Origin of the sequence: Paenibacillus silvae, from assembly GCF_014639235.1 — a bacterium.
In the GTDB taxonomy this organism is placed as follows: Bacteria; Bacillota; Bacilli; order Paenibacillales; family Paenibacillaceae; genus Paenibacillus; species Paenibacillus silvae.
In genome coordinates this window covers 559,144-582,161 of sequence record NZ_BMFU01000004.1, presented here as the reverse complement: position 1 = coordinate 582,161, position 23,018 = coordinate 559,144, and the positions used below count along the sequence as shown (strand labels likewise).

General features: G+C 49.9%; 20 protein-coding genes. 2 read left to right on the top strand and 18 right to left on the bottom strand.

All coding sequences use genetic code 11. The annotated features are described in order from the left end of the window. Window positions 1-176: 176 nt before the first annotated feature. From IEW26_RS16965 to IEW26_RS16955, 3 genes are read right to left on the bottom strand one after another with little or no spacing between them, the layout of a single operon-like run. Complete coding sequence (locus tag IEW26_RS16965; RefSeq protein ID WP_188593174.1) at window positions 177-674, bottom strand: metallophosphoesterase family protein; 498 nt, start codon at window positions 672-674, stop codon at window positions 177-179. A gap of 21 nt (window positions 675-695) precedes the next feature. After that, window positions 696-1,142: an Rrf2 family transcriptional regulator gene (locus tag IEW26_RS16960; RefSeq protein ID WP_111271118.1), complete on the bottom strand. Its 447-nt coding sequence runs from the start codon at window positions 1,140-1,142 to the stop codon at window positions 696-698. 42 nt (window positions 1,143-1,184) lie between these two features. Continuing rightward, window positions 1,185-1,562: a DivIVA domain-containing protein gene (locus IEW26_RS16955; protein WP_110892945.1), complete on the bottom strand. Its 378-nt coding sequence runs from the start codon at window positions 1,560-1,562 to the stop codon at window positions 1,185-1,187. Window positions 1,563-1,761: 199 nt separating this feature from the next. On the opposite strand from IEW26_RS16955, the gene IEW26_RS16950 reads away from it, so the two are divergent. Continuing rightward, window positions 1,762-2,328 carry a TraR/DksA C4-type zinc finger protein gene (locus IEW26_RS16950; RefSeq protein WP_188593173.1) on the top strand — a complete coding sequence of 189 codons (567 nt, stop codon included), beginning with the start codon at window positions 1,762-1,764 and terminating at the stop codon, window positions 2,326-2,328. 333 nt (window positions 2,329-2,661) lie between these two features. Here the strand turns inward: IEW26_RS16950 and IEW26_RS16945 are convergent, their stop codons facing one another. The 5 genes from IEW26_RS16945 to IEW26_RS16925 form a co-directional block, all read right to left on the bottom strand. Then, a complete protein-coding gene (locus tag IEW26_RS16945) occupies window positions 2,662-3,408 on the bottom strand; it encodes an ArsR/SmtB family transcription factor (protein ID WP_188593172.1) in 747 nt (248 codons plus the stop codon). An 89-nt stretch (window positions 3,409-3,497) separates the two neighbouring features. Then, on the bottom strand, window positions 3,498-4,754 hold the full coding sequence (locus IEW26_RS16940) for an MFS transporter (RefSeq protein ID WP_188593171.1): 1,257 nt from the start codon (window positions 4,752-4,754) through the stop codon (window positions 3,498-3,500). 346 nt (window positions 4,755-5,100) lie between these two features. After that, window positions 5,101-6,120, bottom strand: coding sequence for a Gfo/Idh/MocA family protein (locus IEW26_RS16935; protein WP_188593170.1), 1,020 nt, complete (start codon window positions 6,118-6,120; stop codon window positions 5,101-5,103). 2 nt (window positions 6,121-6,122) lie between these two features. Continuing rightward, window positions 6,123-6,497, bottom strand: a complete 375-nt coding sequence (locus tag IEW26_RS16930) for a replication termination protein (protein ID WP_110892954.1) — start codon at window positions 6,495-6,497, stop codon at window positions 6,123-6,125. Window positions 6,498-6,695: 198 nt separating this feature from the next. Further along, window positions 6,696-7,928 carry an acyltransferase gene (locus IEW26_RS16925; RefSeq protein ID WP_188593169.1) on the bottom strand — a complete coding sequence of 411 codons (1,233 nt, stop codon included), beginning with the start codon at window positions 7,926-7,928 and terminating at the stop codon, window positions 6,696-6,698. Window positions 7,929-7,965: 37 nt separating this feature from the next. Here IEW26_RS16925 and IEW26_RS16920 point away from each other — a divergent pair, with 37 nt between their 5' ends. Then, the gene (locus tag IEW26_RS16920) at window positions 7,966-8,343 is read left to right on the top strand and encodes a YidH family protein (RefSeq protein WP_188593168.1); all 378 of its coding nucleotides are present in this window, start codon (window positions 7,966-7,968) and stop codon (window positions 8,341-8,343) included. Window positions 8,344-8,583: 240 nt separating this feature from the next. Here IEW26_RS16920 and IEW26_RS16915 read toward each other — a convergent pair whose 3' ends face one another. From IEW26_RS16915 to essC, 10 genes are all read right to left on the bottom strand, one after another. Continuing rightward, complete coding sequence (locus IEW26_RS16915) at window positions 8,584-9,186, bottom strand: general stress protein (protein WP_188593167.1); 603 nt, start codon at window positions 9,184-9,186, stop codon at window positions 8,584-8,586. A 214-nt stretch (window positions 9,187-9,400) separates the two neighbouring features. Then, the gene (gene hrpB / locus IEW26_RS16910) at window positions 9,401-11,923 is read right to left on the bottom strand and encodes an ATP-dependent helicase HrpB (protein ID WP_188593166.1); all 2,523 of its coding nucleotides are present in this window, start codon (window positions 11,921-11,923) and stop codon (window positions 9,401-9,403) included. Between the two features lie 381 nt (window positions 11,924-12,304). Beyond that, window positions 12,305-13,111 (bottom strand): SDR family oxidoreductase, encoded by an 807-nt coding sequence (locus IEW26_RS16905; protein WP_188593165.1) that lies wholly within the window; start codon window positions 13,109-13,111, stop codon window positions 12,305-12,307. A 133-nt stretch (window positions 13,112-13,244) separates the two neighbouring features. After that, window positions 13,245-14,087 carry a protein phosphatase 2C domain-containing protein gene (locus tag IEW26_RS16900; RefSeq protein ID WP_188593164.1) on the bottom strand — a complete coding sequence of 281 codons (843 nt, stop codon included), beginning with the start codon at window positions 14,085-14,087 and terminating at the stop codon, window positions 13,245-13,247. A 10-nt stretch (window positions 14,088-14,097) separates the two neighbouring features. Then, on the bottom strand, window positions 14,098-14,850 hold the full coding sequence (locus IEW26_RS16895) for a vWA domain-containing protein (protein ID WP_188593163.1): 753 nt from the start codon (window positions 14,848-14,850) through the stop codon (window positions 14,098-14,100). 34 nt (window positions 14,851-14,884) lie between these two features. Then, window positions 14,885-16,936 carry a protein kinase family protein gene (locus tag IEW26_RS16890; RefSeq protein ID WP_188593162.1) on the bottom strand — a complete coding sequence of 684 codons (2,052 nt, stop codon included), beginning with the start codon at window positions 16,934-16,936 and terminating at the stop codon, window positions 14,885-14,887. A gap of 179 nt (window positions 16,937-17,115) precedes the next feature. Next, window positions 17,116-17,391 carry a WXG100 family type VII secretion target gene (locus IEW26_RS16885; RefSeq protein WP_110892970.1) on the bottom strand — a complete coding sequence of 92 codons (276 nt, stop codon included), beginning with the start codon at window positions 17,389-17,391 and terminating at the stop codon, window positions 17,116-17,118. Window positions 17,392-17,575: 184 nt separating this feature from the next. Then, window positions 17,576-18,124: a WXG100 family type VII secretion target gene (locus IEW26_RS16880; protein ID WP_111268939.1), complete on the bottom strand. Its 549-nt coding sequence runs from the start codon at window positions 18,122-18,124 to the stop codon at window positions 17,576-17,578. A gap of 6 nt (window positions 18,125-18,130) precedes the next feature. Beyond that, window positions 18,131-18,961, bottom strand: coding sequence for a hypothetical protein (locus IEW26_RS16875; protein WP_145402726.1), 831 nt, complete (start codon window positions 18,959-18,961; stop codon window positions 18,131-18,133). Window positions 18,962-18,977: 16 nt separating this feature from the next. After that, the gene (gene essC, locus IEW26_RS16870; protein ID WP_188593161.1) at window positions 18,978-22,982 is read right to left on the bottom strand and encodes a type VII secretion protein EssC; all 4,005 of its coding nucleotides are present in this window, start codon (window positions 22,980-22,982) and stop codon (window positions 18,978-18,980) included. Between the last annotated feature and the right edge of the window lie 36 nt (window positions 22,983-23,018).

Below are 23,018 nucleotides of genomic sequence, written 5' to 3'. Positions count from 1 at the left end.
GTCAAATAAATAAAATAAACATCTCCAAGTCAAAGCAAAAAAGCACTTCTGATTCAGAAATTACTTCTGTTCAGAAATGCCTTAATACTAACAATGCTGGAACAGCTTGTCCATTAAAATACCAGTGCCGTTGCCAATGCCTGTACCCTTACTATTTCTATTTCAATACAATCGTTCTAATTCCGGTCAAAAAACACATGCTCTGCCTGCAGCTTTCCTTCTTCTACCGTCATGATGCCAAAAGAAAAACGCTTCTGGAACCGGCGGTCTGTCGGTGAGCCCGGATTAAATACAAGCACGTCATCCACCGTATGCATCACCGGAATATGAGAATGTCCATAGATCACCGCATCCAGCTGTTCACCTGCAAAGGTTTGGATCGCATTCTGTTCTGTGCCCTTTGATCCGCGGTGACCATGCACTAGCCCAAGCCGCAGCCCCTCCACTTCGACAATTCGGGAGAAGCCAAGCTTCTCTCCGATCTCGGACGGGTCGGTATTGCCAGCCACACCTTCAACGGGAGCATAACCGCTAAGCAGTTCATATACACTCCAGTCTGACCAGTCACCCGCATGCAGAATCAGATCTGCACCGGTCAAAGCGTCTGCAAGTGGTGCCGGTAAAGTTCGTGCCTTTTTGGGCAGATGTGTATCAGAGATGACTATGATTTTCATGTATCAACCGCCTTCCCTTCGTTAGGCTTTCTGCTCTGTCTCTAATTGTGTTGTCTCCATCTGCTGTGAGCAGGAACGTTCCATATCCTCAAGTGTAATCGATGCAAAAAACTGCTCTACCTTCGACTCGGCAATCCGATAGAGATTCGTCAGCAGACTATCCATCTGGATGCCTACCTCACAGTTCGGGTTGCAATTTCCATGGATCGGGAACAAGGGACCCTCGTCTTTGGCGGCCTGATAGATCATATCCAATGTGATCTCACTGGAAGGCTTCGCCAGATAAAAGCCTCTGGTGCCTGGTGAGGAATTGACCAATCCTGCCTTCTTGAGTCCCCCCAGAATCCGTCTGACTACGACAGGATTCGTATTCACGCTGCCCGCAATATCTGCGGACGTTATTCGTTCAGGCGCGCTGAGAGACAGTAACAACAAACAATGCACACTGACCGAAAAATGAGTACTCATGATTAACCACCTTTATTTAATATAATCCTGGATAATTCAGCTTTATTCCGTAAACAGATCCTGCTCAGGACGTGCTCTGGCCTTGAGCTGCCGCACCGTATATTCCAGTTGCTTGACGATATCATCCAGTTGCTTGCGATCAATCTTGTTCGGATCATTCACAGGTTTGACCGAGTTCTTCAGATCGCGAATCGTGAGCTGCTGTTCCTGCCATTTATCCATCAAATCGGCGATGTTGGCATAAAAGCGCTCATAATCTTTAATGACCAGATCGAGATATGCATCCACCTCATCCGGGTCATACCCACGAAGTTTATAATTAAACTGCTTCTCATGAATAGATAAAGCATCCAGCTGCACACCTAGTTGTTTGAACAATTGTCTTTGTTTGTCCAATCTTCGTTTCATATGTTCATCCATCTTGACAACCCTCCATTGTAGCCGAGCAGCGGTTCTCTGCACTGGGCACAGAACTCACGGCAATATCTCTCTCTATTTTTTATAACACATAATTCATCAGATATAAAACGAAACCATGTTTCCATTGCAAAATGATTGCTTCTCCCCCTTTTCGGGTAAGAAGTCTCTACAACCCCAAGCGGGAAAGGAGCATGTGCTTATGAGTACATTAACCAAGGATCAACGTCAGGAATTGGAACAGGCGCTGCTCGAGCAGCGTGAAGATTTGCAGCGACATTTCGAATCCAGCATGGAGGATGGTGCTCCTGCCGAATCGCTCAAGGATTCTACCGGTGAACTGTCCTCTTATGATAACCACCCTGCGGATGCAGGTACAGAAACCTTTGAACGCAGCCGTGATCTCGCCATTGATGATACCTTGACAGATGAGTTCAATCAGGTGAATGATGCCCTTGAGCGCATGGAAGAGGGAACCTATGGCACATGTGTCACATGTGGGAAAAACATTCCTTTTGAACGGCTGGAAGCCATCCCGTATACTGCTTATTGTATTGATCATACCCCAAACCGCGACGTAAGCAATGACCGCCCTGTTGAGGAGGAGGTTATTACAATGCCGCCGAGCGGAGCTGGAGAAGTGAGACAGCGCAATGCAGGTAAGTTCGACAACGCAGAGGCCTGGGAAGCGGTCGAGGAATATGGTACATCCAATTCACCTGCCATGGCTGCCAAACGGGATGTGCAGGATTACGACGAGAACATGTAAAGGGATATCAAATGCTAATTCAATCCTTGCCGTTACGTACTAATACTAAAAAGCCGCCAATGGCGGCTTTTCTGCTGTCATGTCCCTGTCTGTGCCTGCTTAAACTTAGCCTGCGCTGCGTGTGGTGTTCTGAGTACCCTTTCCCAGCAGCTTTACTTACACTACACTCTTGACTTAACTTCTTGACTTCATTTTGGCTTCGTATGCTCTTCTCCGCTCCACCTGTTCCTGTCGCTCTCCTTACTTTCTCTACTGCCGTTCAGTTTGTCCTGAGCCGTGCAGTCACCGGAGCATTCCATGGCTGGAACCTTTTGTTCATCTCATACAACAGGCTTAATCCTCAGACTGACCTTCAGGTGACTGCTGAGCCTTACGCTTAGCAGGACGTTTGGAAGTTTTAACGGTGGGCGAAGTATGCAGGGCTTCTGATGTAACGGATGCCGCAGAGGCAGACGAATTTTTCGGTTCTCCCGTCTTTTTCTTCCTGGCCTCAGTCTCACTGACCTGAGTTTCCAACGGAATTTCCTTGGACAGTGCCGTAAACAGCTGAAAAACATGCTGGTCAGCATTCTTTTCATTTTTGTTCTGATAAGGCTTGCACAGCTCCACAATATTCTGATATAACGTCTCTATTTCGTCTACCGTTGCGTACAGAGTCATATCCGAAATAAACCGCTTCTCCTGCTCCCCTTGCTCTGCCTGCTTCATGAAACGCAGACGGCTCTGCTCAAACATCTGGTTCAGCAGCTTTAACGTCTCTGAGCGAAATACCTGCTTCAGCGGTGAATTCTCATGCTCCTCGTCCTTGTGACGCAGATGAATTTCACCTGAAAAGGGCTCGTAATATTTGGCGATAATACCGTTAATCTCACGGGTGGATACCATGCTTAGAAGACCGATCTTCTCCAGCTTCTTCACATGATAGTGAACCTTGGCGGGCACCTCTCCCATCAGATCGGCGATTTCCTTCACCGTGGAGGGTCTCCCCTGCCTGTTAAACATATTCATAATCTGTATCCGGTACGGATCAGAGTATATTTTGATCTCTTCAATCGTTGAAAGCACTTTGTGCTGCTGCATACCTGGTTCCTCATTTCCGGGGTACGTGCCTGCCCTTCGTTCTCTCTATTATACCTTTCAGTCAGGACCCCGGTCAAAACCGGATACACTTACATCTCTTGGCGAAAGCTTTTGCTCGCCAGCAGTACAAGTGCAGACAACCCAAGCAGGACACCGAACACAATAAACAGCACATGCATTGAAAACCAGTCCGCAAGCACACCCGATAGCAGACTGCCCAGTGGGGACACACTTAACACCAGCATGCTTTGCAAAGCTGATACTCTTCCAAGCATATGGGAAGGAGTAACCTCCATCAGATATGAAGCCAGCGGAGTTGTAGCCAGCGGAATCCCCAAGCCCATCAGCAGACAGAAGAAACCTGCAACCGGGAGCTGAAACGCCGTCATATAAGCGGGAACTGCTGTCATTGCATAACCAAAACCAGACATTACAATGCCAGTGATGATCAGCACACTTTTACGATAACGGACTCCCCAATGGGACATCCAGAGACCACCAATGACAATTCCCCCGACTAACAGTCCGCTAAGCAGACTAAGCCCCCAGGCATCCGCGTGCAGCGTCTCCATCACGTACGGTGTACGAAGCACATTAAAGGGCATCAGGCAGAAGTTCACCAAGGCAAACAGAATAGAGCTGATCAGTAACAAGGCATGTTTACGTAGAAAATGAAAAGCATCCGCCATCTCGGCTATCAAACTTCGGGCGGCAGAAGATACACCACGAGCGGGCATGCCTTCGGGATAATGCACACCGCTCATAAGTAAAGCACTGAAGGCAAAAAGCGCGGCATCGATCCAGATCGTGCACGCAATGCCAACCGTTGCAATGCATGCACCTGCCGCAGCGAGACCCGCTAACTCAGCCAGCCTGGTGGCAGATGTGGTCATTGCGTTGCCTGACAACAGCAGAGACGGTGGAAGCAATCGGGGAACACTGGACACCTCGGCAGGTGATGTAAAACATTCCAGCAAGGAATTCAGGATGGTGAACAAAAATAAATGCCAGACCTCAAGCTGACCAAGAGCAAATAAGAGAGCTGTCAAACCAACAATAACACCACGTCCAGTATTGGTCATTACGATTACTTTTTTGGGGGACAAGCGATCCACCAGCGCACCAGCGAACAGGCCAAATACAATATTCGGCAAAAAATTAACAGCCAGCAGGGTGCCCATCAGCACCTTCGAGCCTGTCAACACGTACACCATCCAGCTGTATGCAATCGAATCTATGGAATCAGCAAAACGGGATACCATTTTGCTCATCATAAATTGCATATATGGCCTGATTCGAATGAGTTCCCCTAATCCTTGTTTGCCAACCGCTGTGCTGCCGTTCATCTGCCCCACTCCTCAACGTGAAAATATTTTTAATGTTAATATTATTTTAACGGAGTTTTCACAAAAATCAATACCAACGTTAAAATATTTTTAACGTCATATTTAAAGACTTTTTAAACGATGCGTTCTCACGATAGATTAAAATAATCATTTAACGGGTGGATTGTTGATTGAAGTGTCAAACAAAGCAGTTCCGTTCCAGATTTGTTTCCAAGTAAAAAAAGACTCTCATCCGCATGGATGGAGCCGCCTTCTATTCTTCTTTCATTTTTACAGCCTCGGTAAAAAAGTTATTAGACAGCCTCTGCACTGCATACCAGCACACCAGCACTTCTGCTTCAGGAGCTTACTCCACCGGACTCTGATCCACCAGCACGCGCTGACGCGTTCGGGCGGATTCCAGACAAGCGTCGATTACACGCATATTCAGAATGGTGTTGCTTGGACTAAACGGTAAAGGCTTGCCCTCCAGCGCCGCCTCGGCAAAAATCTCTACCTGCAGCACATAGGAATTCGAGACTGATACACGCTCCTCCCGGCTTACCGAATCCGTATGGATGATAATCTGCGGTGGAATATCACTATTCTCCCAGCCGAACACCTTAGGCAGCTCAATTCGGCCTTCCGTGCCGAGAATCTCCATCTCGGCCCTGCCGGACGCCCACATGCCGCAATCAAAGGTCAGCGCTACCGAATTCGGAAACTCGATCAGTCCTGAAGCCATCATATCAACGCCATCATGCTCTTCCGAGAACAAGGCATGTACGGTGACCGCTTCAGGCTCGTCTCCCAGATACATGCGGGCAGCAGAGATCGGATATACGCCGAGGTCAAAAATAGAACCGCCGCCCATCTCTCTTTTGAAGCGTACATTCTCCTTATCATCCGCGGTATTACACGTAAAGTTGCCATGTATCGCTCTAACCGTTCCAATCTCGCCACTCTCGATAATCTCCTGCACACGTCTGTGCTTCGGGTGATAACGATACATGATCGCCTCCGCAAACAACACACCATGACGTTCACATGCCTCGATCATCTCGGCTGATTGCTGTGCATTCAGCGCTGCGGGCTTTTCACACAGGACATGTTTTCCCGCCTCGGCAGCTTTGATCGTCCATTCTCTGTGTAGATGATTCGGCAAAGGAATATAGACAGCCTGGATATCCGGGTCATCCAGAAGCTCCTCGTAACTGCCATAGGCTCTGACAATGTCCATCTCTTCAGCTATAGCTTCCGCCTTTTCCTTCGAGCGGCTGGCAATCGCCAGCACTTCACCACGTTCGGACTGCTGAATCGCTGGAATAATTGCTTTTTTGGCAATCGTAGAAGTTCCGAGTACACCCCACTGCAGAGGTCTGTTCATGCTCATCGTCCTTTCGTACCGTAGTTATCCGCTTCCGCCTTGTGTAAAATGCCAAGACAACGATCCAGATCGGCTTTGACCTGTTTTTTGTATAACTCGGCTTTCGCCGCACCTTCATCCGTGAAGTGATAGAGCACGATCTCCTGAAAATCCACCTTGGGATCATTCCCCTTTAATTTTTTGGTTCGATAAAAGATACCCTGCTGCACCAGCTCATGTAAGGCCCGATATACCTCGCTCTGCGGCGGCACGTATCCGTAATCCTTGAATTCCTGCTTCATCGCTTCCAGCATCTCGTAGCCATATCCTCTGTGCTGCTCGACCATCGTAATAAGATAAACCTTGATAAATGCCCGCTGTGCAATCATAAAAGCCATGATCTTTCCCTCCTGTCAGAACCTGTCTATCTTTCATTATAGTACATATGTTCTGATCCTGCCATCTTGATCCTGACCTCACTCTTGTAACAAAGGTCTGAGTAGAGCAAGAAAGATCGGGGTTGGGAAAGCAATCGTGAGGTGAGAACCAGCGAAATTTATCTTTTATTATTGTGAATTTTTCATGTAATGATATATTCACTTCGATATCAATGAATTCGTTGTTTCTTGGGTTTGGGGTCGCTTGGTCGGCACCGTACCCACGATCCATTTTCCCCATTTCAGACGAGAGATCAGCCAGGTCAGCCCACAAGAAACTGCAAGTGCAGTGAGCCAGGTGATAATCATACGGATAATAGGATTCCATCCCCAGGCCACGTAGAACCATTCATCTGGAATGTAGCTATAACGAAGCACCAGCATATGCATCAGATAACCGCCATACGACATGCCGCCAATCCATGCCAGCCAGAGCAGCACCATTGGCTGCTGAAGCTTTACGGCCAACTGGTACAGAACCAGGATTGAAGCGAGCAGGAACAGGATCATACCCGGCCTGATCAGGCTGACGGTGTAGAAGCTGATCTGAAAGCCATCGGGCTTCTGAAACTCCAGCATTAATAGATAAATAAACCGCAGACCCAGTACAATAAACACCAGCCAGGATACCCAGCGCAGACGATGAACCCATTTTCTCCAGTTCTGGACAGACAATCCCGCTGCGGCCCCAAGCACGAAATAAAAGAAAAAATAAATAAAATTACGGTCGGCATAGGTTGTAAAAGCATCGGTCAGCACCGGAATCTGCAACGGCTCCATCCAGTGAGCAATGGTACTCAATTGATCAGCCAGGATCAGATAAACGATGCCTGAGATAAACAGAGCAATCATACGCCCCTTTGCTTGATAACGCTGATATATGTACCGTATGCTGCTTAGAAACAAAGGGAAAAACACATAGATCTGGATCAGCATGATGATGTACCAGAAATGTGAGGCCGTTTTGCCAGTCACCAACTTCAGTCCAAGGTCAGAAAGCTCCTGCCAGCCAAAGCCTGTCCAGCTTCGCGGGGTAAGTATAAAATAGATGAGCGTCCACACTACGTAGGGCAAAATCACGTCCATTACTCTTTTGCGCATAAACTGGCTGTAGTTCAGCTGCTCCCCTGTGTTGTAGAACAACACCATCCCGGTTATAAATATAAACAGCGGTACAGCAAACTTGGATAGCATCAGCAGCACTGCCATCACTACACCGTCCTGAAGTCCAGCTTGCGGAACGAGTGAATAATGAGCAATGGAATGCTGAAGTACAACAGCAGCAAAAGCCATTCCCCTTAAGGTTTCTATTTCGATAATCCGTTCTTTGCGAGGCAAAATCATCAGCCTTTCCTTATATTTTTGTTCTTGCTTGCGATGTAAACTAATCATTTCGGTTACCATTCTTGATTGGAGGTTCAGAATACCCATGTCAGACAGATCATCCAATGGTTCTGATTCCAAATATGTACAGCAGCATCTGGCAAATGAACGCACATTCCTCGCTTGGGTGCGCACAGGCATTGGCATTGCGGGCATCGGTTTTCTCGCGGCCGGCTTTGGCTTCCATTCGAACACCTATGATCAGCTGGTACACCTTGCTGCGGTTATCACCGGCATCACGTCTCTTCTTGGCGGCATCTCTATTATTCTGTTCTCGGCGGCAGCCTATCACCGGAAACGAACACAGATTAATGAGCAGTCCTTCCGGGCCACAACCAGACTTATCACCTTTCTTGGCATCATTCTGCTTGTGATTGGCATCGCGCTTGCAATCCTGCTCTATGTATTGTTATTCCCTGTTTGACCAGGAAAAACAAGGACCTGAAGTAAAACAGGGCCATCGACATGGAATACAGCTTGAGCTGCCAGCAGGATAGATACAGGAACAAGTTTAGTCTCTGTATAAGAAAGGGGCAAGGTTCTGTATAAGGGAGAAAACCGGCCTCCTCAGCGGAGACCGGCTGCTGTGCTTGTATAACCTGTATGCATGATTTTTTGCAATTTTTCACAAAACCAGTTTGAAATGAGCACGGACTCCCTACCTTTACAAGAAGGTATTGTTGCCATAACGCGCGGCTTTGGTCTGTGCTTCCATCCGGCGCTCTTCCATATACAGATCTGATCGGACGGCATTGACATCTTCACCGTGCACGGCATCTCTGCTCGCATGTCCCGGGCTGCCCAGGTTAAACACATCGTATACAGCGCTATCCCGATCGGACGAGTCTACCAGCAGCAGAATTTTACCGTTCTGCACATATTCTTCATATTGTTTAGCATCTTCTTCCGGAATCCCGAGTCCGACAAGTCCACCCACCAAGCCTCCGGCTCCTGCCCCTACAGCAGCGCCTGTGAAGGTTGCTGCAATAGGTCCTGCCGCCAGAATTGGACCAATGCCCGGGATGGCCAGTGCGCCGATACCTGCGAGCAGACCCGCCACACCGCCAAGCAACCCGCCGGTTGCTGCTCCCGCAGCCACACCCTCCGGTGCTTTGGTGCCCGTCTCCTCACGAATGGCTTTCAGCTCATCCCGATCCTGTGTAACGACGGATATTTCATCTGATGAAAATCCTTCCGCCTTCAAGCTTTCAATAGCCTCGGATGCTTCACGCTCTGTATTAAACACACCTACGATTTTCTTCTGCATAGTGAATACCTCCTCATTGGTTTGAGTGGTTCGCTATGTTATTACCCGTCATATCATCTTTCAAACGTTCGAAAGATGATGATCGTGATCGTATGAATATGAATCTATGAAAGCTGGACTACACATCTTTTACATGGAGCACTCTGATGACAGAATGTCTGAATTTACGCACTGGCCCGGCTTTTCAAAGAGCTTTATATCTTTTAAATTAACTTCAGGTTGTTCTCGGCTTTGCCCGATTCGTTGCTGTCGCCTCAAGAGGATCATCCGGCCAATAATGCTTCGGATATCGTCCCTTCAGGTCTTTTTTTACCTCAAAATAGGTTTCGCGCCAGAAATTCGCCAAATCTCGTGTCACCTGAACAGGTCGCTGTGCAGGAGATAACAGATGTAGTGTTATCGGCACGCGTCCACCTCCGATTCGCGGTGTCTCCTGCTGACCAAACATCTCCTGCAAACGCACTGCCAGCACCGGGTCATCCGAATTACTGTAATCCACCGGGATACGAGAGCCGCTTGGAACCAATATATGGGTTGGCGCCTCCTCATCCAGCTGCTGGCGCTGGGTCCAGCTGAGACCGCCCAGCAGTACATCATGCATCGAAAGCCGCTTGAGATCTGCTGCGGAGCGCATGCCCGTCAGATAGGGTGTCAGCTGTTCGGCCAGTTCATCCGTCAGATGGTCCTCAATCAGATCAGGCCATTCTGGCAGGTGTTTATGCAGAAAATGCATGCGGTCCGCAAGCTGGCGGGATGTTTTGCTCCAAGGCAGCATATCCAGCCCTTCCAGTCGTATTCCCGTTAACAGCGCCTCCAGCACCTGCTCTTCCGGCGGCTGTGCAGCTGGACTTTCCTTGATAATCAGCGCGCCAATACGCTGCCTTTTGTGTGCCCGCACGCTTCGCGTGGTGCGGTCCCATGCCACCTGCACCTCCTCGTGCAGCAGGTGCTGCGCGGCACGCAGCACCGTCTGCTCCTGCAACGGCGCAGCCAGCAGGATACGCGCATCTGCGCCCTGGTCGTCTGCCTCGGCTGCGACCAGATAAGCGGAACGGCTCAGCGATTCTATCACGCCGAGCTGAACCCCGCGGCCGCTGCTCAGCAGATAGCGGCCGTCCTCCCGGCGCTGCGCGATCCGGTCCGGGTACGCGAAGGACAGCAGCAGCCCGCAGCTGTCCTCATCCGGCTGCACCGGATCGGCCGCAGGGCCGCCGAGCGCCGAGCACAGCTGGCGGCTCTCCTGCAGCATGCGGCGCACGGCAGCGCCGTCTGCGCCAGCCGCAGGCGGCATAGCGCTGCTGCCTGCGGCCAGCAGCGCCTCCACGCGCGGGCGGAGGTCCACGCCCGCGCCGCCAGCACTTGCGCTGCCGCTGCGGAGGCCTGCCGGCTCCTGCAGCAGCGCCGCCAGCGTGCTGGCGTAGCTGGCCAGCCCAAGCTCCGCCGCGCGGAGCAGCATGCTGGCCAGCCGCGGATGAACACCAAGTGTGTTCATCCGCCGCCCAAGGGGCGTGATGCGGCCTGCGTCATCCAGGCCGCCCAGCTGGCGCAGCAGCGCCTGTGCCTGCGCGTAGGCCGCATCAGGCGGGATGTCCAGCCAGCTCAGCTCGGCTGGAGACTGGACACCCCAGGCGGCAAGCTCCAGCGCCAGCGGCGCAAGGTCCGCGGAGGCGATTTCCGGGCGCGCTGTATCAGGCAGCGCCCCATGAGCCTCCTCGCTCCACAGCCGGTAACACACCCCCGGGGCAATCCGCCCCGCACGTCCGCGCCGCTGGTCGGCGGACGCTTTACTCACCGGCAGTGTGACAAGCCGGCTCATACCTGTTCTGGCCGAGAACGATGATGCCCGGCTCAGTCCCGCATCCACGACCACTTTCACACCTGGAATCGTAAGGCTTGATTCCGCAATCGAAGTAGACAGAACCACCTTGCGCCAGCCTTCGGCAGCGGCACGTATCGCCTCATCCTGCTTCTCGGCAGCCATACTGCCATACAGCGTATGTACATTCACCTGAGCGGGGAGTGAAGCCTGCATCAGTTCCCGTTCCGTACGATGTATCTCTCTGGCTCCAGGCAGAAATACCAGAATATCTCCCTGCTCCTCCGTCAATGCCCGAATAACGGTGCGTGCAGTCCAGCTCTCCAGTTCAACCGCAGCCGGTTTGGGCACATATCTCGTTTCCACCGGAAATGTACGTCCGGCACAATGCACTATACGTGTGCCTTCCCCCAGCAGACTACTGACCGGAGCCGGGTCCAGCGTAGCCGACATCACAAGCAGCTTCAGATCCGGGCGTAGCATGGCCCGGGATTCCAGCGCAAGAGCAAGTCCCAGATCACCGTGCAGATGCCGCTCATGGAATTCGTCGAAAATAATCATGGCGGTATCCTCCAGTCCCTGATCCTGCTGCAGCATGCGCGTGAGCACACCTTCGGTCACTACTTCAATGCGAGTACCTGAACTAACCCGTGTATCCATCCGCACACGATATCCAACAGTCTGCCCTGTCTTTTCACCCAAGGCTGCTGCCATTCTTGACGCAGCTGAGCGGGCTGCGAGCCTGCGCGGCTCCAGCATCACGATTTTTTTGCCCTCAAGCCAAGGCTGTTCAAGCATAGCCAGCGGCACAACCGATGTCTTCCCTGCTCCGGGCTCGGCAATGAGAACAGCTGTATCCTGCTCACGGAAGCATTGCTGCAATTCCGGAATAATCGCTTGTATCGGTAAATCAGTGTACATGTCATCGCTCCTAAGGAATGTCTTACCACTTCGTTTTCTTCTATCACTTGCATATTCTTTTCACTTTTTGCATATTCGGCTTCATTATTTCGAGATCACTTTCACACCTTCAATAATCGTTTCCATCACTTCACTTTTGTTTGCCAAGTTCAATATTTATTTGTTTCCCTAAGTTACATCAACATTTATTTTCTTAATTTCAATATCTATTCTCGTTCCCCTAAGTTCAAAATTCGGTCGTTAGCATTATAACAAAAAAAGCCGTCCCGAAGGAACGACTATGCTATATGCATAACATGTAGATATGTGCAGCCATGACTCATCTTGTCATTGCACTTTATCCTGCTGACTGCGGTTTCCCGCCCCTGTCTTTCTATAGGGTCAACTGAGCAATGACTCTGCACCATCAATGACAATCTCTGCACCCGTAATATGCTTGGAGGCATTCGAAGCGAGAAAGCTCACCAGATCGGCCACATGCTCAGGTTGCCCTGGTCCGTCCGCGAGTGGCTGCTGCCCCTCAGGAAACTCAATGGGAATAATAATATCCTGCAGATCGTCCGTTTTAATGGTACTTTGATCAATATTAGTTGCAATGGCGCCAGGACAGATGACATTAACCCTGATCTTGAATTTCGCCAGCTCGAGAGCTGCCATTTTGGCAAAAGCGACCTGTCCTGCCTTTGATGTACTGTAGGCTGACATTCCGAAGCTGGAGAAACGCTTGTTTCCATTAATCGAGCTCGTAATAATAACGCTACCCCCGCCACGTTTTTTCAGATGAGGCAGTGCATATTTCACAGTGAAAAACGTACCGTCCAGGTTTGTTGTAATGATCTGCTGCCAATCCTGCACCTGAATTTCCTCGATTGGCGCGGATACTCCGTTAATACCTGCATTGGCAAATACGATATCCAAACCGCCAAACAGCTCTACCGTTTCAAGCACAGCCTTTTCCACCCGTGCCGGATCAGATATATCTACATCAAAGGCTCTCGCGGCCCCTTCATGCTGTGCATTAATTTCTGCTTCCGTCTGCGAGATCCGATCATTCACCATATCAAACAGTGCCACATGCGCTCCTTCGTTCGCCAGCTTGAGTGCTGTCGCTTTCCCAATACCGGAGCCCGCTCCAGTAATGATCGCTACCTTGCCTTGAAACTGGGGCCTGTTGCTGTGTTGTGTCATCACTTAGTCACTCCTTCGATTTGGAAGTTATGTAAGAAGATTCGATCCAACCTGAAGTTTAATCAATTCTTCACAAGATTACCCAAAACGAGCAGCTTTTAAATCAACACCCGCAACAATTTTCAAATAAAATTTACCATTCGATTTCGATGAAAGCGGCATCATCTTCCAGACCGCCCGTATGGGCGGCATCCAGCAGCACCTGAATATGCTCATCTGGAATGTACGTATCAATGGCATCCAGATCATTCAAGCCATCTGTATACAATTGAAGACGGCAAGAATCATTAGACGAGGCTTTCGTTTCAAAAACATGAGGTTTGCCACCTACAGGACCTTCGCGTGTAGACCATCGTTCATTGGTGCTGCAATGCTTCTGAAACTGCTTGGACTGCTCCTGGCCGTTACACCAGAGCCGGATTCTGGAGTCACCCTGCCAAGCGAGCCATACCTTGCTTTTACGTCCACCCGAGGTCAGCGCAATGCGCCCACATACATACATCGTCTGGCTTCCCTGGCTCCGCTTCTCCATTAATACCTCCCGCAGCAGAAGCGGCGAGCTGTCCAAAGGCTGTAACTGTTCAAGCTGCTTGGAAGCCGCATCTGTTACGTCTTGGAGGTAACGTTCAATGCCTTCAGCTGTAAGACTGGGGGTCTTTTCCATCCATTCCAGCAATGCGTTGCCCAGAAAACGGGCTGCAAAATCACCGAGATAACTCATACCAACTCCATCACATAATACAAAATGACAGACATTGTCCTGCATGCGAATTGCAACAAAGTCTTGACCTGCATCACCTTGATTCACTGTCTCCGCTGCCCGGCCGTAACCATATCTGCACTTCAGCCTGCCCTGATAACGTGTCAACGGCTGCTCTCCCGTCTGCACGCTTACATAGCGAAAATGTTCATGCCCCTGTTTGGCATGACCTGCCCGATCACTGGCAGACAATGTAGCCATACGCATCGCTCGCATGATTCCCCTCCTATCTTACAGGTGTCGCAGCAGACATCTGGAATCCAATGGAAACCAGCTCCGCACAAGTGCCAGGCAGCATCATGAGCGCTCCCGGTGCAAGCAAATAATCAGCCTCCACCAGCATTTCACGATAGCTTTCAGGCAGCACGGAGGACATGTTGCGTAATTTCTCACCATGCTCATCCTGAAGTATGGTTTCTGGAGAGATGCCCTTCCAGCGTCTCGGTTCTGTAATAGGGCTTTCCAGCAGATGATCACTAATAAATATGTTTTCCACCAGAACGTTGCCATCGGGTACACTCATGCCCATAATGCGTTTGGCAATCGGCTCCGGGTCCTCGCCTGTCGCAACGCCGTCCGTCATATGACATACGAGTGGAGCAGGGCAGTCCTGCATATTCGGTATTTCTGCCTGCAAAATTTTCTCCGCCTGCAGAAATGCTTTCGCTGAATCCGAGAAACGTCTTGGAGTCAAATCAGGCAGTGAGCCTGCTGCGGCAATCTCGTCTATTCCTTTAATGCCGTTTAACACATCATATACGTCATCACTGTATGCCAAAATAGCAATCCGATACCGCGGCGTCAGCCGATTTCCCTTGGTTGAACGAAACACCATCTGGCGAATCGCCAAGGATAAAGCATCATATACGATGTCAATTCGCCGCCGATTATCCAAAACCATATTCATCGAGGCGCTGATATCAATTAAATAGATAATAAGTGCAGGGGTGCGCTGTGATGCTTGAATTGTATAGTTCATCTAGAGTGTGTCACCTCTATTATTTAATATAAAGTTACAGGTCAGGCAGCGTATACTTGGAATTGCTCAAAAATTTGTTGATTGCACTCATTCGTACAGCCACTTTTCCTACCCCCTTGAAATACGATGCGTCCGTATTGTACAGGTTTTTAAAATCCCGGGCATAAGAAAGAGCATTATCCGTTTTTCTGCCTTTTTGTGCGTTATAAGCTTTGTTATAATGTGCGATCAGTGTTACCACGTTTTGTGCACGCTTTTTCTTGAGTGCTTCCTTCTGAGCAAGCTCTTGCTTTCGCTTCGCTTCAGCCTCTGCCTTTTGTTTGGCGATTTTAGCATCATTTTCTTTTTTCCACACCAGATACGCCTCATATTTGGCCTGCTGATCGTATTTTTCCTGCAATGCCTTTCTGGCAGCTTCTTTCTTCTGCTGTTCCTGCTTCGCCAGGTAAGCTTCATATTTTGCCTGTTTATCATATTTTTCTTGCAAAGCCTTACGTTCTGCTTCTTTTTTCTTCGCTTCCGCTTCCTTTTGTTTCGCTTCCGCAAGCTTATTCTTCTCCTCGGCTGCAAGCCTCGCAGCTTCAGCGGCCTTTTGCTTGTCAGCCTCTTCCTGCCTGAGCTTGGCAGCAGCAGCCTCCTCAGCGGCCTTTGCTTCAGCCAAACGCTCAGCTTCCTGCTGTTTTACCTCAGCCTGATCGGCAAGAATTTTAACTGTAGGCACTCCCCCGGCCAGCAGCACAATAAGCACCGCTGAAGAGATCATGAATTTTTTGGAACGGTAAAATGGAATCGGTGCCGGCTCTGTGCTTTCCTTGCTTCCATGAATCCGTTCCTCCAGCTCCTTGATCGCCGCCTCCACTTCCATCTGCATCGCACTGTTGCTCGGAATAAAGTGATACAGTGAGCGGTATACCTCCAGTGCAGCAGCCGGTTTGTCCTCATCCTCCAATGCTCTGGCTTGAAGGAACAAACGATTCACCACAGCTTCCTGTTCTGGAGCCTGTTTGGCACCTGACATACCAGCGGCAGTATTGCCCTTATGATCAGAATGTCCTGCATCGTGCTCAGTTTCCGTATCCCCAGGAACTTCTGGCAAATGCTGTGCATCATCTTGCACTTCGACAGGTGGAACCAGAAGCGCTTCCGCCTGTTCTGTATCTGCAGCGGCAAGAGCAACGTACCATTCACCAAAGGTTGGACAGCTGCTCAGGTCATGGCTTTCCCAAGCCCGGATAAAGAGATCTGATAATTTGGAGCCCCAGCGTTTCTCCAGAGAACTCCGCATAGCAAAATAACGCTCGCTGGCAGTCTGCATCTCATGCTGATCAAAATAGCTTTCTCCCCATGCTTTTTCGACAATGACCGGGTCTGACCAGCACAGCATCTCCGCAATAATGACAGCACCGGCAAACCTGTCGGCATAAGAGCTCCACAGACCACTATGCACCGTACGATGGGCTGCATAACCGGGCGAGCCCGCTAGCAGCGCATCTGGCCTATCCATCTTGGAACCATACATCTGCTCGACATCAACAAGTTCAACTGCAGAAGTCAGCTGCGAGTTCTGCACTTCGGAAAAAAACGGAATCATTACATTAGGCGCAGACAGATCACAATGTGCCAGTCCGCGCTGCTCCATCGCAGAACCTGTGCCCGCAAGTGCTCTTGCCAGCTTCAGGCTTTCTTCCGATGTCAGCTGTTTTTGGTCACTGATCACATCGAACCAGGTCAGTCCCTGTACCCATGGCATCAACACGGCGTACAGCAGATCAGGATGTTCTCCAATAAGCGCTCCGTTTCTTTCCGGAGTGAGCACTTCACGTCTGCATACCTGCAGCCCGGGCAGTTCACTGTATGGCTCCATATGCTCAGACTGATATACCATCGCCGGGATACGAAATTTCGGAAAAAATACTTTTAGTGCTTTTGCCCCATGAACGGATCCGCCGCGGGGAATTAACTGATAAACAATCCCTTGCCTCCCGGCTTGAGCATAAGCAAGCCCCGGCGCAGCCGGATGCTGCCCAATCGTATAGGCAATGTCGTTAATCACCACTTCATCCCCGGGATTCAGTTGAAAAGACATGCTTATCCCTCTCTCTGTCTTTGTGTCATAGTTGCAACAAAAACCGGGCGTGAATACACCCGGTTTCGCTGTAATTGTACAATTCCTTTTGTTGATAAATTGCACAATTTTGTTCTTGCTGCCCGCATATATTCAAGGCGGTTGTATTGCCCTCATCGCCCTGATCTATGTACAGCAGATTAACGAGCTTGGTCTGCAGTGCGGAATTTAGTCGCAATTGCTGACAATTCTGCGCTGATGCTGTTGAGTGTTTGAACAAAAGACTGCATTTGTTTGCTTGCTTCCTGGAACTCCTGGAAGAAGCGCTGCTTCGTCATACCTTCCCATTGACCTTCCATGCTAGTGATGGATTGAGTCAAAGTAGATACGATCTGCTGACTTTGCTCTCCACTTTGTTTGAATTGGTTAGACACCTGATCCAGTTGTTCCGGGGTAACTAAAATACGTCCTGCCATTGTTAAATTCCTCCTTGATGTGTGCAATTGTTTTGGTTTGTTCAAATTGTACTATACAAGGATCGATCGGACAAAAGCCGAAGGACCTAATCCTATTTACCCCATTTTCGGCCCATGAAACTTCAACTAACAGCCTATTTACAATTAAATTTATTTCCTGCTGTACTTTCGCTTCGCAGCATGCTCAGGAAACTACAGGTTCAGTTCCTCTCCTGTCCCGAAAGGAAGGGTCCCTGAATCTCCAGGCGACAGGCTCAGGCTGCATCGCCTGAACAAGAGTAGCCGGAGAACCATCGGGCGGGGCTGTATCCTGTATTCGATACACTGCCGCCATAGCGGAAAGGGGATCGGATACAACAGCTACATCAGCAGCACGGGCAGGCAGAATTTCGCTTGCACTGCTGCTTTGAAGAACATTCAGCATGTTGACTGCATTACCATAGGCAACGTTGACATGAGTCAGCACGGAACGATAATCCATATCTACTTGTTGGAACAACACTGCCTTGCGACCTAACAGCACACTTAAGTCCATCAATCGACGAAGAGCATCTTCCCCCAGACGTTTACTGCGATCCCATTCACTCATCACCGCAGCACGAGATTCGATATCCCAATCCAGCGAATGAATTGCCTGATCCAACACTGCCATTTTTTGCTGTATTTGCTCCGCTGCATACTGAATCTGCCTGCTCAGTGCCCGAAGCACATCCGGTTCCACACGAATGCGCATTTACCATCACCTTTCCTCTTCCCCTGCAGGCTGTTTAAGCCAGTCCAGCAGCATTTCGTGAAACTGTTCTTTTGTTGTGAGCGCTGCAACAAGCCAATCATCTGAAGCTGTTGTGCTCATGCGGAATAACCAGTTTGAAGCCGGACTAGCAGTGAATGCAGCCGACTGCGACCGCCATCCCTCCTGCCCCCATACGAGTAATCGCAGCTCTCCATCCGATTGCTTGCTCGTCAGGCAACGGGCCAGAGCAAGCGAGCCTTCAGGATCACTCGTTTCCTGTGAAAGCTCATCTGCGAGAGACTGCACCTCAAAGGCCTCAAGACCATTCATCACATCGTAAAACTTTTTCTTGGAACACATTAATGCCGGCTTCTCCGCTGGAGAATGACCACTCCATTTCATCCTCTCAATGAGGATATCAATGGCTTCACGTACATTGCCCAGATCACGGAGACGGAATGAATCAGAAGCATCCGAAGCGCGGGTGACTTCAACGACCCGTTCATCCGTACAATGAATATAACTTTCATGCGACTTGCCACAAACGGTATAGCGGAGCCAGCATGCCCTGTCCGACAACCCGGCTATAGCTACTCTCGAAAAAACGGTTGGAGTCATGATCAGCTCATTGGTATCTTGATCCTGAATCAAGTAGCCTTTATCCAGCAAGGAGGTTTTGACACGCTCCCACTCCATGGCAATCTCTTCTGCCATATAACCGCGAAACGGATCTTCCACCCCCAGCAGCCGATCGGAACCGAGTATGCCGGCAAGGAAAAACAGTTCCTTAATTTGCAGTGTGACTACCTTTTGCTTAGAATCATGAACCGTCAACATTATGAGCCACCTCCCCTCAAACTACAACATGCCATCGGTCACGAATTTCAGAAATCCAATTGTTCATCTTCCAGCTGTTATCGCATGGAACTGCACCTTTAACCCTGGAATATTTGCGTTTTATATAATAACCCTGACCTGGTGGCAGTACCTTCAGCCCACTTGTGCTGCCCCCGGATTCCGAATAAGGAATACGGAAGAACGACAGATCATTAGGGTCCAAAGTCCCGAACAGCAATCCACTCTGAGAAGCTTTTACATCACTTACCCAATCGGAGCCGAACGTTGGAAAGTCCGCAGGCACGCCAGATAGAATAACATGAATGCCCCTGTCTCTTCCTTGACGAACAATGACCCCGAGCTGATCTTTTACATTAAAGTCAGTCAGCTGTTTGGACAGCGTATCCGCATCGTCAACGACGAGCACGATGGCCGGTCCTCCCGCAATCTCCCCGCGTTTCAGAACTTCATCGTACAACTCCTGAATGACAGGCGCAAGCTGTTCTTCTCGCGATACATGTCCACGGACATGGGGCAAACTGCTGATCTCGCCCAGCCCTCCTGAGCCGTACCTCATATCAACCGTGTATATTTGCACATCCTTTGGGGATGCATGATAGGCAAGAGACAACATCCAGGTTTGCAAAAATGTCGTTTTGCCCCCCTCCATCGGACTGGTCACCATAAAGTGCGGGCCTTCACGCAGATTTAGTTCAAACGGCTCCAGATCGTCCGTAAGCAGCCCAACGGGTACATTAACAGTTGAAGTCTCCCAAGCCTTGCCAAACGAGCCTGTGCGCACAAGCAGGTCCTTCAGCTTGATTTCATCCGGAAGCGGTGCAATTTGCGGTGCTTCTTCACCCGTCCAGTTCTGGCGAATCGCTGCAATTGTGCGGCGAAGTGCAGAGGAGCGTTCCCCCTCATCCGCTCCGGTAGAAGGCAGCGCAGCCTGAAACATCAATGGAGGCACCTGTCCTTTCACCAGACCTCTGCCGGGAGGCAGCTGACTCGGAGCCTTGGACGGCCGTCCTACCGCATAATAATAATCACTCGGATCAGACAGCTCGAACGAAACGGCATTCGGAATGTTGCTTCTGAATTTTTCAAAAATATCCGTTACCCGATTCGCTGTGAGCACAAAGGTAATGCCCAGACTGCCGCCTTCACGCAAAAGGGTCTCTAACAATTCATTTTCGTCCGGGTAAGCATTACGGAACGACAGATATCCGTCAATGACCACTACAATCTGTGGCACAGCCGTATGGGCTGTTCGACGATATGCCGAAATTGTTTTAACGCCTGCCTCCGAGATGATATCCTTTCGCTGTGATGAAATTTTGACAATGTAACGGAATAAGCGCTTGATCCGGTCTTCCTCTTCGGCCATCATCACACCGCCGACCTGCGGCAGTACTGCAAAGTCCTTCATCATTCGGCCCATGTCAATAATGTATCCATTCCATGGCTCGGTTCGCTCCGCGCTGGCCAGAGACATCAGCAGCGTTTGAACAAACGTTGTTTTGCCAAGACCAGGCATTCCGTATACTACGAGGTGCCCTTGATCCATAGGCAATGCCAGCGGCAGCTGGCGCTGATTCGGCAGGTCATCCAGCATGCCTACGACAGGCTTGAGACCACTCGTGCCGGCGTCAAGCAGAGACTCACTCTTGCGCTCCTGCTTCCAATCATGCAAGCTCTCCAGCTCCAGTGTCTCCGGCAACGGTGGCAGCCATGGCCCCGGCAACCGATTAATGCCCGCATCTGCGGCCGCCTTGGCCACATAATCAATAAATACCTGGAGCTGCTTAGGAACATCCTCCCCTTTAAGCACGGCTCTTCGCTCACCAGTCAGGAGAGGCTCTCGCTTGCCATTCAGGCGCACCTCCATGACAGGCAGCACCGTCGAAGTATCCTCCTGCTGGTTATAAGGCGCTCCGCTCCAGGCGAACTGCATCTCTTCAAAAACTTCATCACTGCCGACCTGAAAATAACCTCGACCCGGTTTTGTAATCCAGGCCGCATTTGGAATTTTAATCATATCCCGGCTGTCTCCTTCACTCTGTACACGAAGACAGATACGGAAACGCGAGTTGCTCCATATTTTATCATCGACAACACCGGCAGGCTTCTGGGTTGCCAGAATAAGGTGAACGCCCAGCGTTCGGCCAATAGCTGCAATACTAATGAGCTCATCCATAAATTCCGGCTGATCCCGCTTTAATTGAGCAAACTCATCAATAATAATAACGAGATGCGGCAGCGGCTGCTCATGTCTGGATCGCAAAATTTTGTAATACTCATCGATGTGCTGCAGATTTCCAGCATCATTCAGAATTTTCTGTCTTCTGACCAGCTCTGCCCGAAGTGAAACATTCGCCCGCTCGATCAGATTGCCGTCCAGATTGGTGATTGTACCTACCACATGCGGCAGATCAACAAACGTATTGGACATGCCGCCACCCTTGTAATCGATCAGCATAAATGCAAGGTCATGAGGATGGAACTCTGCAGCCAGCGAAGCAACGATGGACTGGATGACCTCACTTTTACCTGAACCGGTCGTGCCAGCAATCAGGCCATGTGGACCATGGCCTTGCCGCTCGATTTTGTCATGCAGGTTAATCGCTATTTTCTTGCCTCCGGCTCTTACTCCCATCGGTACCGGAAGAGTATCGGGGTAGCGAGTCTGTTCCCAGCGGGATACGACATCCAGATCCTCCACACGCGAAGTGCTGAGCATATCAAATAATGGCAGCACCTGTGGAATCTCCGAAGCAGAGGAACGTTTCAGACGAATCGGTGACATATAACGAGACAATGCCTCAGCCATCTCCCTGGAGATGGCATCCGGCTTGTATAGCTGCTGAATGACATCCGCATCTTCCGTTTTTTTGATATACAGCCCTTTGCCCTTGCCAGCCTCCATAATTAACTGACAATGCATAGGAAGCGATTGTTTGCGGTTCGCCAGTACAATCGTGCACACATCAATCTCTTGCGCAGCCTCCAGCAGCAGCGGCAGTAAAGGTTCCTCTTCAATCAGCTGGGTATCTGACAGAATCACAACATAGCATGGTGTTTGCACCGCTTTTTTATATCGGTCCTCTTTATTGTTCCGGCGACGGTTTAATACGGAAAACAAGCTGTCCGCCAATTGATGCGCACTGCTGTGCCTGTCAGCCATGTACCGCTGCCCCTGATCCTCATCCCAAATATGCGGCAGCCAGCGGAGCCAATCCCATTCCTTCGTATCCTTTTCTTCATAGAAAGCAGCAAGCTTCAGCTCGTCAGGTGAATGCCTTACCGCAAGCTGGGATACAATGACCCGGAGCGAAGCCATAACTTCTTCCCGATCACCCACAAGCCCCATCACCTTGGACTCGAACAACGGCAGCGTGATGGATGCATCCGGAACCGTCTGGAATTCAGCAGCGAGCTCGTGTGCTGCTTCAATCAGCTCATCCTTTTCATATCCATCAATACGCGGAACCTGCAGTTTGATCCGAAACGGAATTTCTCCTGTACCAATTCGCACCTGCAGGAAGTCATCATCCTCCGGCGAACGCTCCCAAAGCGAACTGCTGCGATTCTTCACAATCTGCAAACATACGGACGGATCACCATGGATCTCATGCAGACTCTTTACCTGCTCTGCCTGCGCTTCCTTCAGCTCTTCACGGTGTTTGTCCAGTTGTGCAAGATACATTGCTTTACGTTCCTCGATCTTTTTGCGATAGGTCTTTTTGTTGCTAAGATAGACGAAAAAAGGAATCGTGTATGAAGTGAGCATCATCATAACAGTCATCATTTGAAACATCATATAACTGCTGTTGTTCATTTTGCCCGTCATATTGATATATACGTAAAAACCGATGCTGACCATTGTCATCATCACGGGAATAATAATTGAAATCATTGAAAATGTAGGTTTGTTCGGTTCGGAAGGCGGCCTGAGAATTTCGAGTCCCTCTTCCTTTAGAACCGGTGTCATTCTTGGAGAACGCTGATATAACACATTCACGAAGAAAAGACCTCCTTTTAATCGTTCATTTAATGA

Bases quoted from the DNA above. Each gene is read 5' to 3' on its own strand.
- IEW26_RS16965 (WP_188593174.1), bottom strand. From the start codon at position 674: ATGAAAATCATAGTCATCTCTGATACACATCTGCCCAAAAAGGCACGA.
- IEW26_RS16895 (WP_188593163.1), bottom strand. From the start codon at position 14,850: ATGAACTATACAATTCAAGCATCACAGCGCACCCCTGCACTTATTATC.
- IEW26_RS16940 (WP_188593171.1), bottom strand. From the start codon at position 4,754: ATGAACGGCAGCACAGCGGTTGGCAAACAAGGATTAGGGGAACTCATT.
- IEW26_RS16960 (WP_111271118.1), bottom strand. From the start codon at position 1,142: ATGAGTACTCATTTTTCGGTCAGTGTGCATTGTTTGTTGTTACTGTCT.
- IEW26_RS16935 (WP_188593170.1), bottom strand. From the start codon at position 6,120: ATGAACAGACCTCTGCAGTGGGGTGTACTCGGAACTTCTACGATTGCC.
- IEW26_RS16945 (WP_188593172.1), bottom strand. From the start codon at position 3,408: ATGCAGCAGCACAAAGTGCTTTCAACGATTGAAGAGATCAAAATATAC.
- IEW26_RS16925 (WP_188593169.1), bottom strand. From the start codon at position 7,928: ATGATTAGTTTACATCGCAAGCAAGAACAAAAATATAAGGAAAGGCTG.
- IEW26_RS16915 (WP_188593167.1), bottom strand. From the start codon at position 9,186: ATGCAGAAGAAAATCGTAGGTGTGTTTAATACAGAGCGTGAAGCATCC.
- IEW26_RS16880 (WP_111268939.1), bottom strand. From the start codon at position 18,124: ATGCGCATTCGTGTGGAACCGGATGTGCTTCGGGCACTGAGCAGGCAG.
- IEW26_RS16885 (WP_110892970.1), bottom strand. From the start codon at position 17,391: ATGGCAGGACGTATTTTAGTTACCCCGGAACAACTGGATCAGGTGTCT.
- IEW26_RS16905 (WP_188593165.1), bottom strand. From the start codon at position 13,111: ATGACACAACACAGCAACAGGCCCCAGTTTCAAGGCAAGGTAGCGATC.
- IEW26_RS16950 (WP_188593173.1), top strand. From the start codon at position 1,762: ATGAGTACATTAACCAAGGATCAACGTCAGGAATTGGAACAGGCGCTG.
- IEW26_RS16890 (WP_188593162.1), bottom strand. From the start codon at position 16,936: ATGTCTTTTCAACTGAATCCCGGGGATGAAGTGGTGATTAACGACATT.
- hrpB (WP_188593166.1), bottom strand. From the start codon at position 11,923: ATGTACACTGATTTACCGATACAAGCGATTATTCCGGAATTGCAGCAA.
- IEW26_RS16930 (WP_110892954.1), bottom strand. From the start codon at position 6,497: ATGGCTTTTATGATTGCACAGCGGGCATTTATCAAGGTTTATCTTATT.
- IEW26_RS16920 (WP_188593168.1), top strand. From the start codon at position 7,966: ATGTCAGACAGATCATCCAATGGTTCTGATTCCAAATATGTACAGCAG.
- IEW26_RS16875 (WP_145402726.1), bottom strand. From the start codon at position 18,961: ATGTTGACGGTTCATGATTCTAAGCAAAAGGTAGTCACACTGCAAATT.
- IEW26_RS16900 (WP_188593164.1), bottom strand. From the start codon at position 14,087: ATGCGAGCGATGCGTATGGCTACATTGTCTGCCAGTGATCGGGCAGGT.
- IEW26_RS16955 (WP_110892945.1), bottom strand. From the start codon at position 1,562: ATGGATGAACATATGAAACGAAGATTGGACAAACAAAGACAATTGTTC.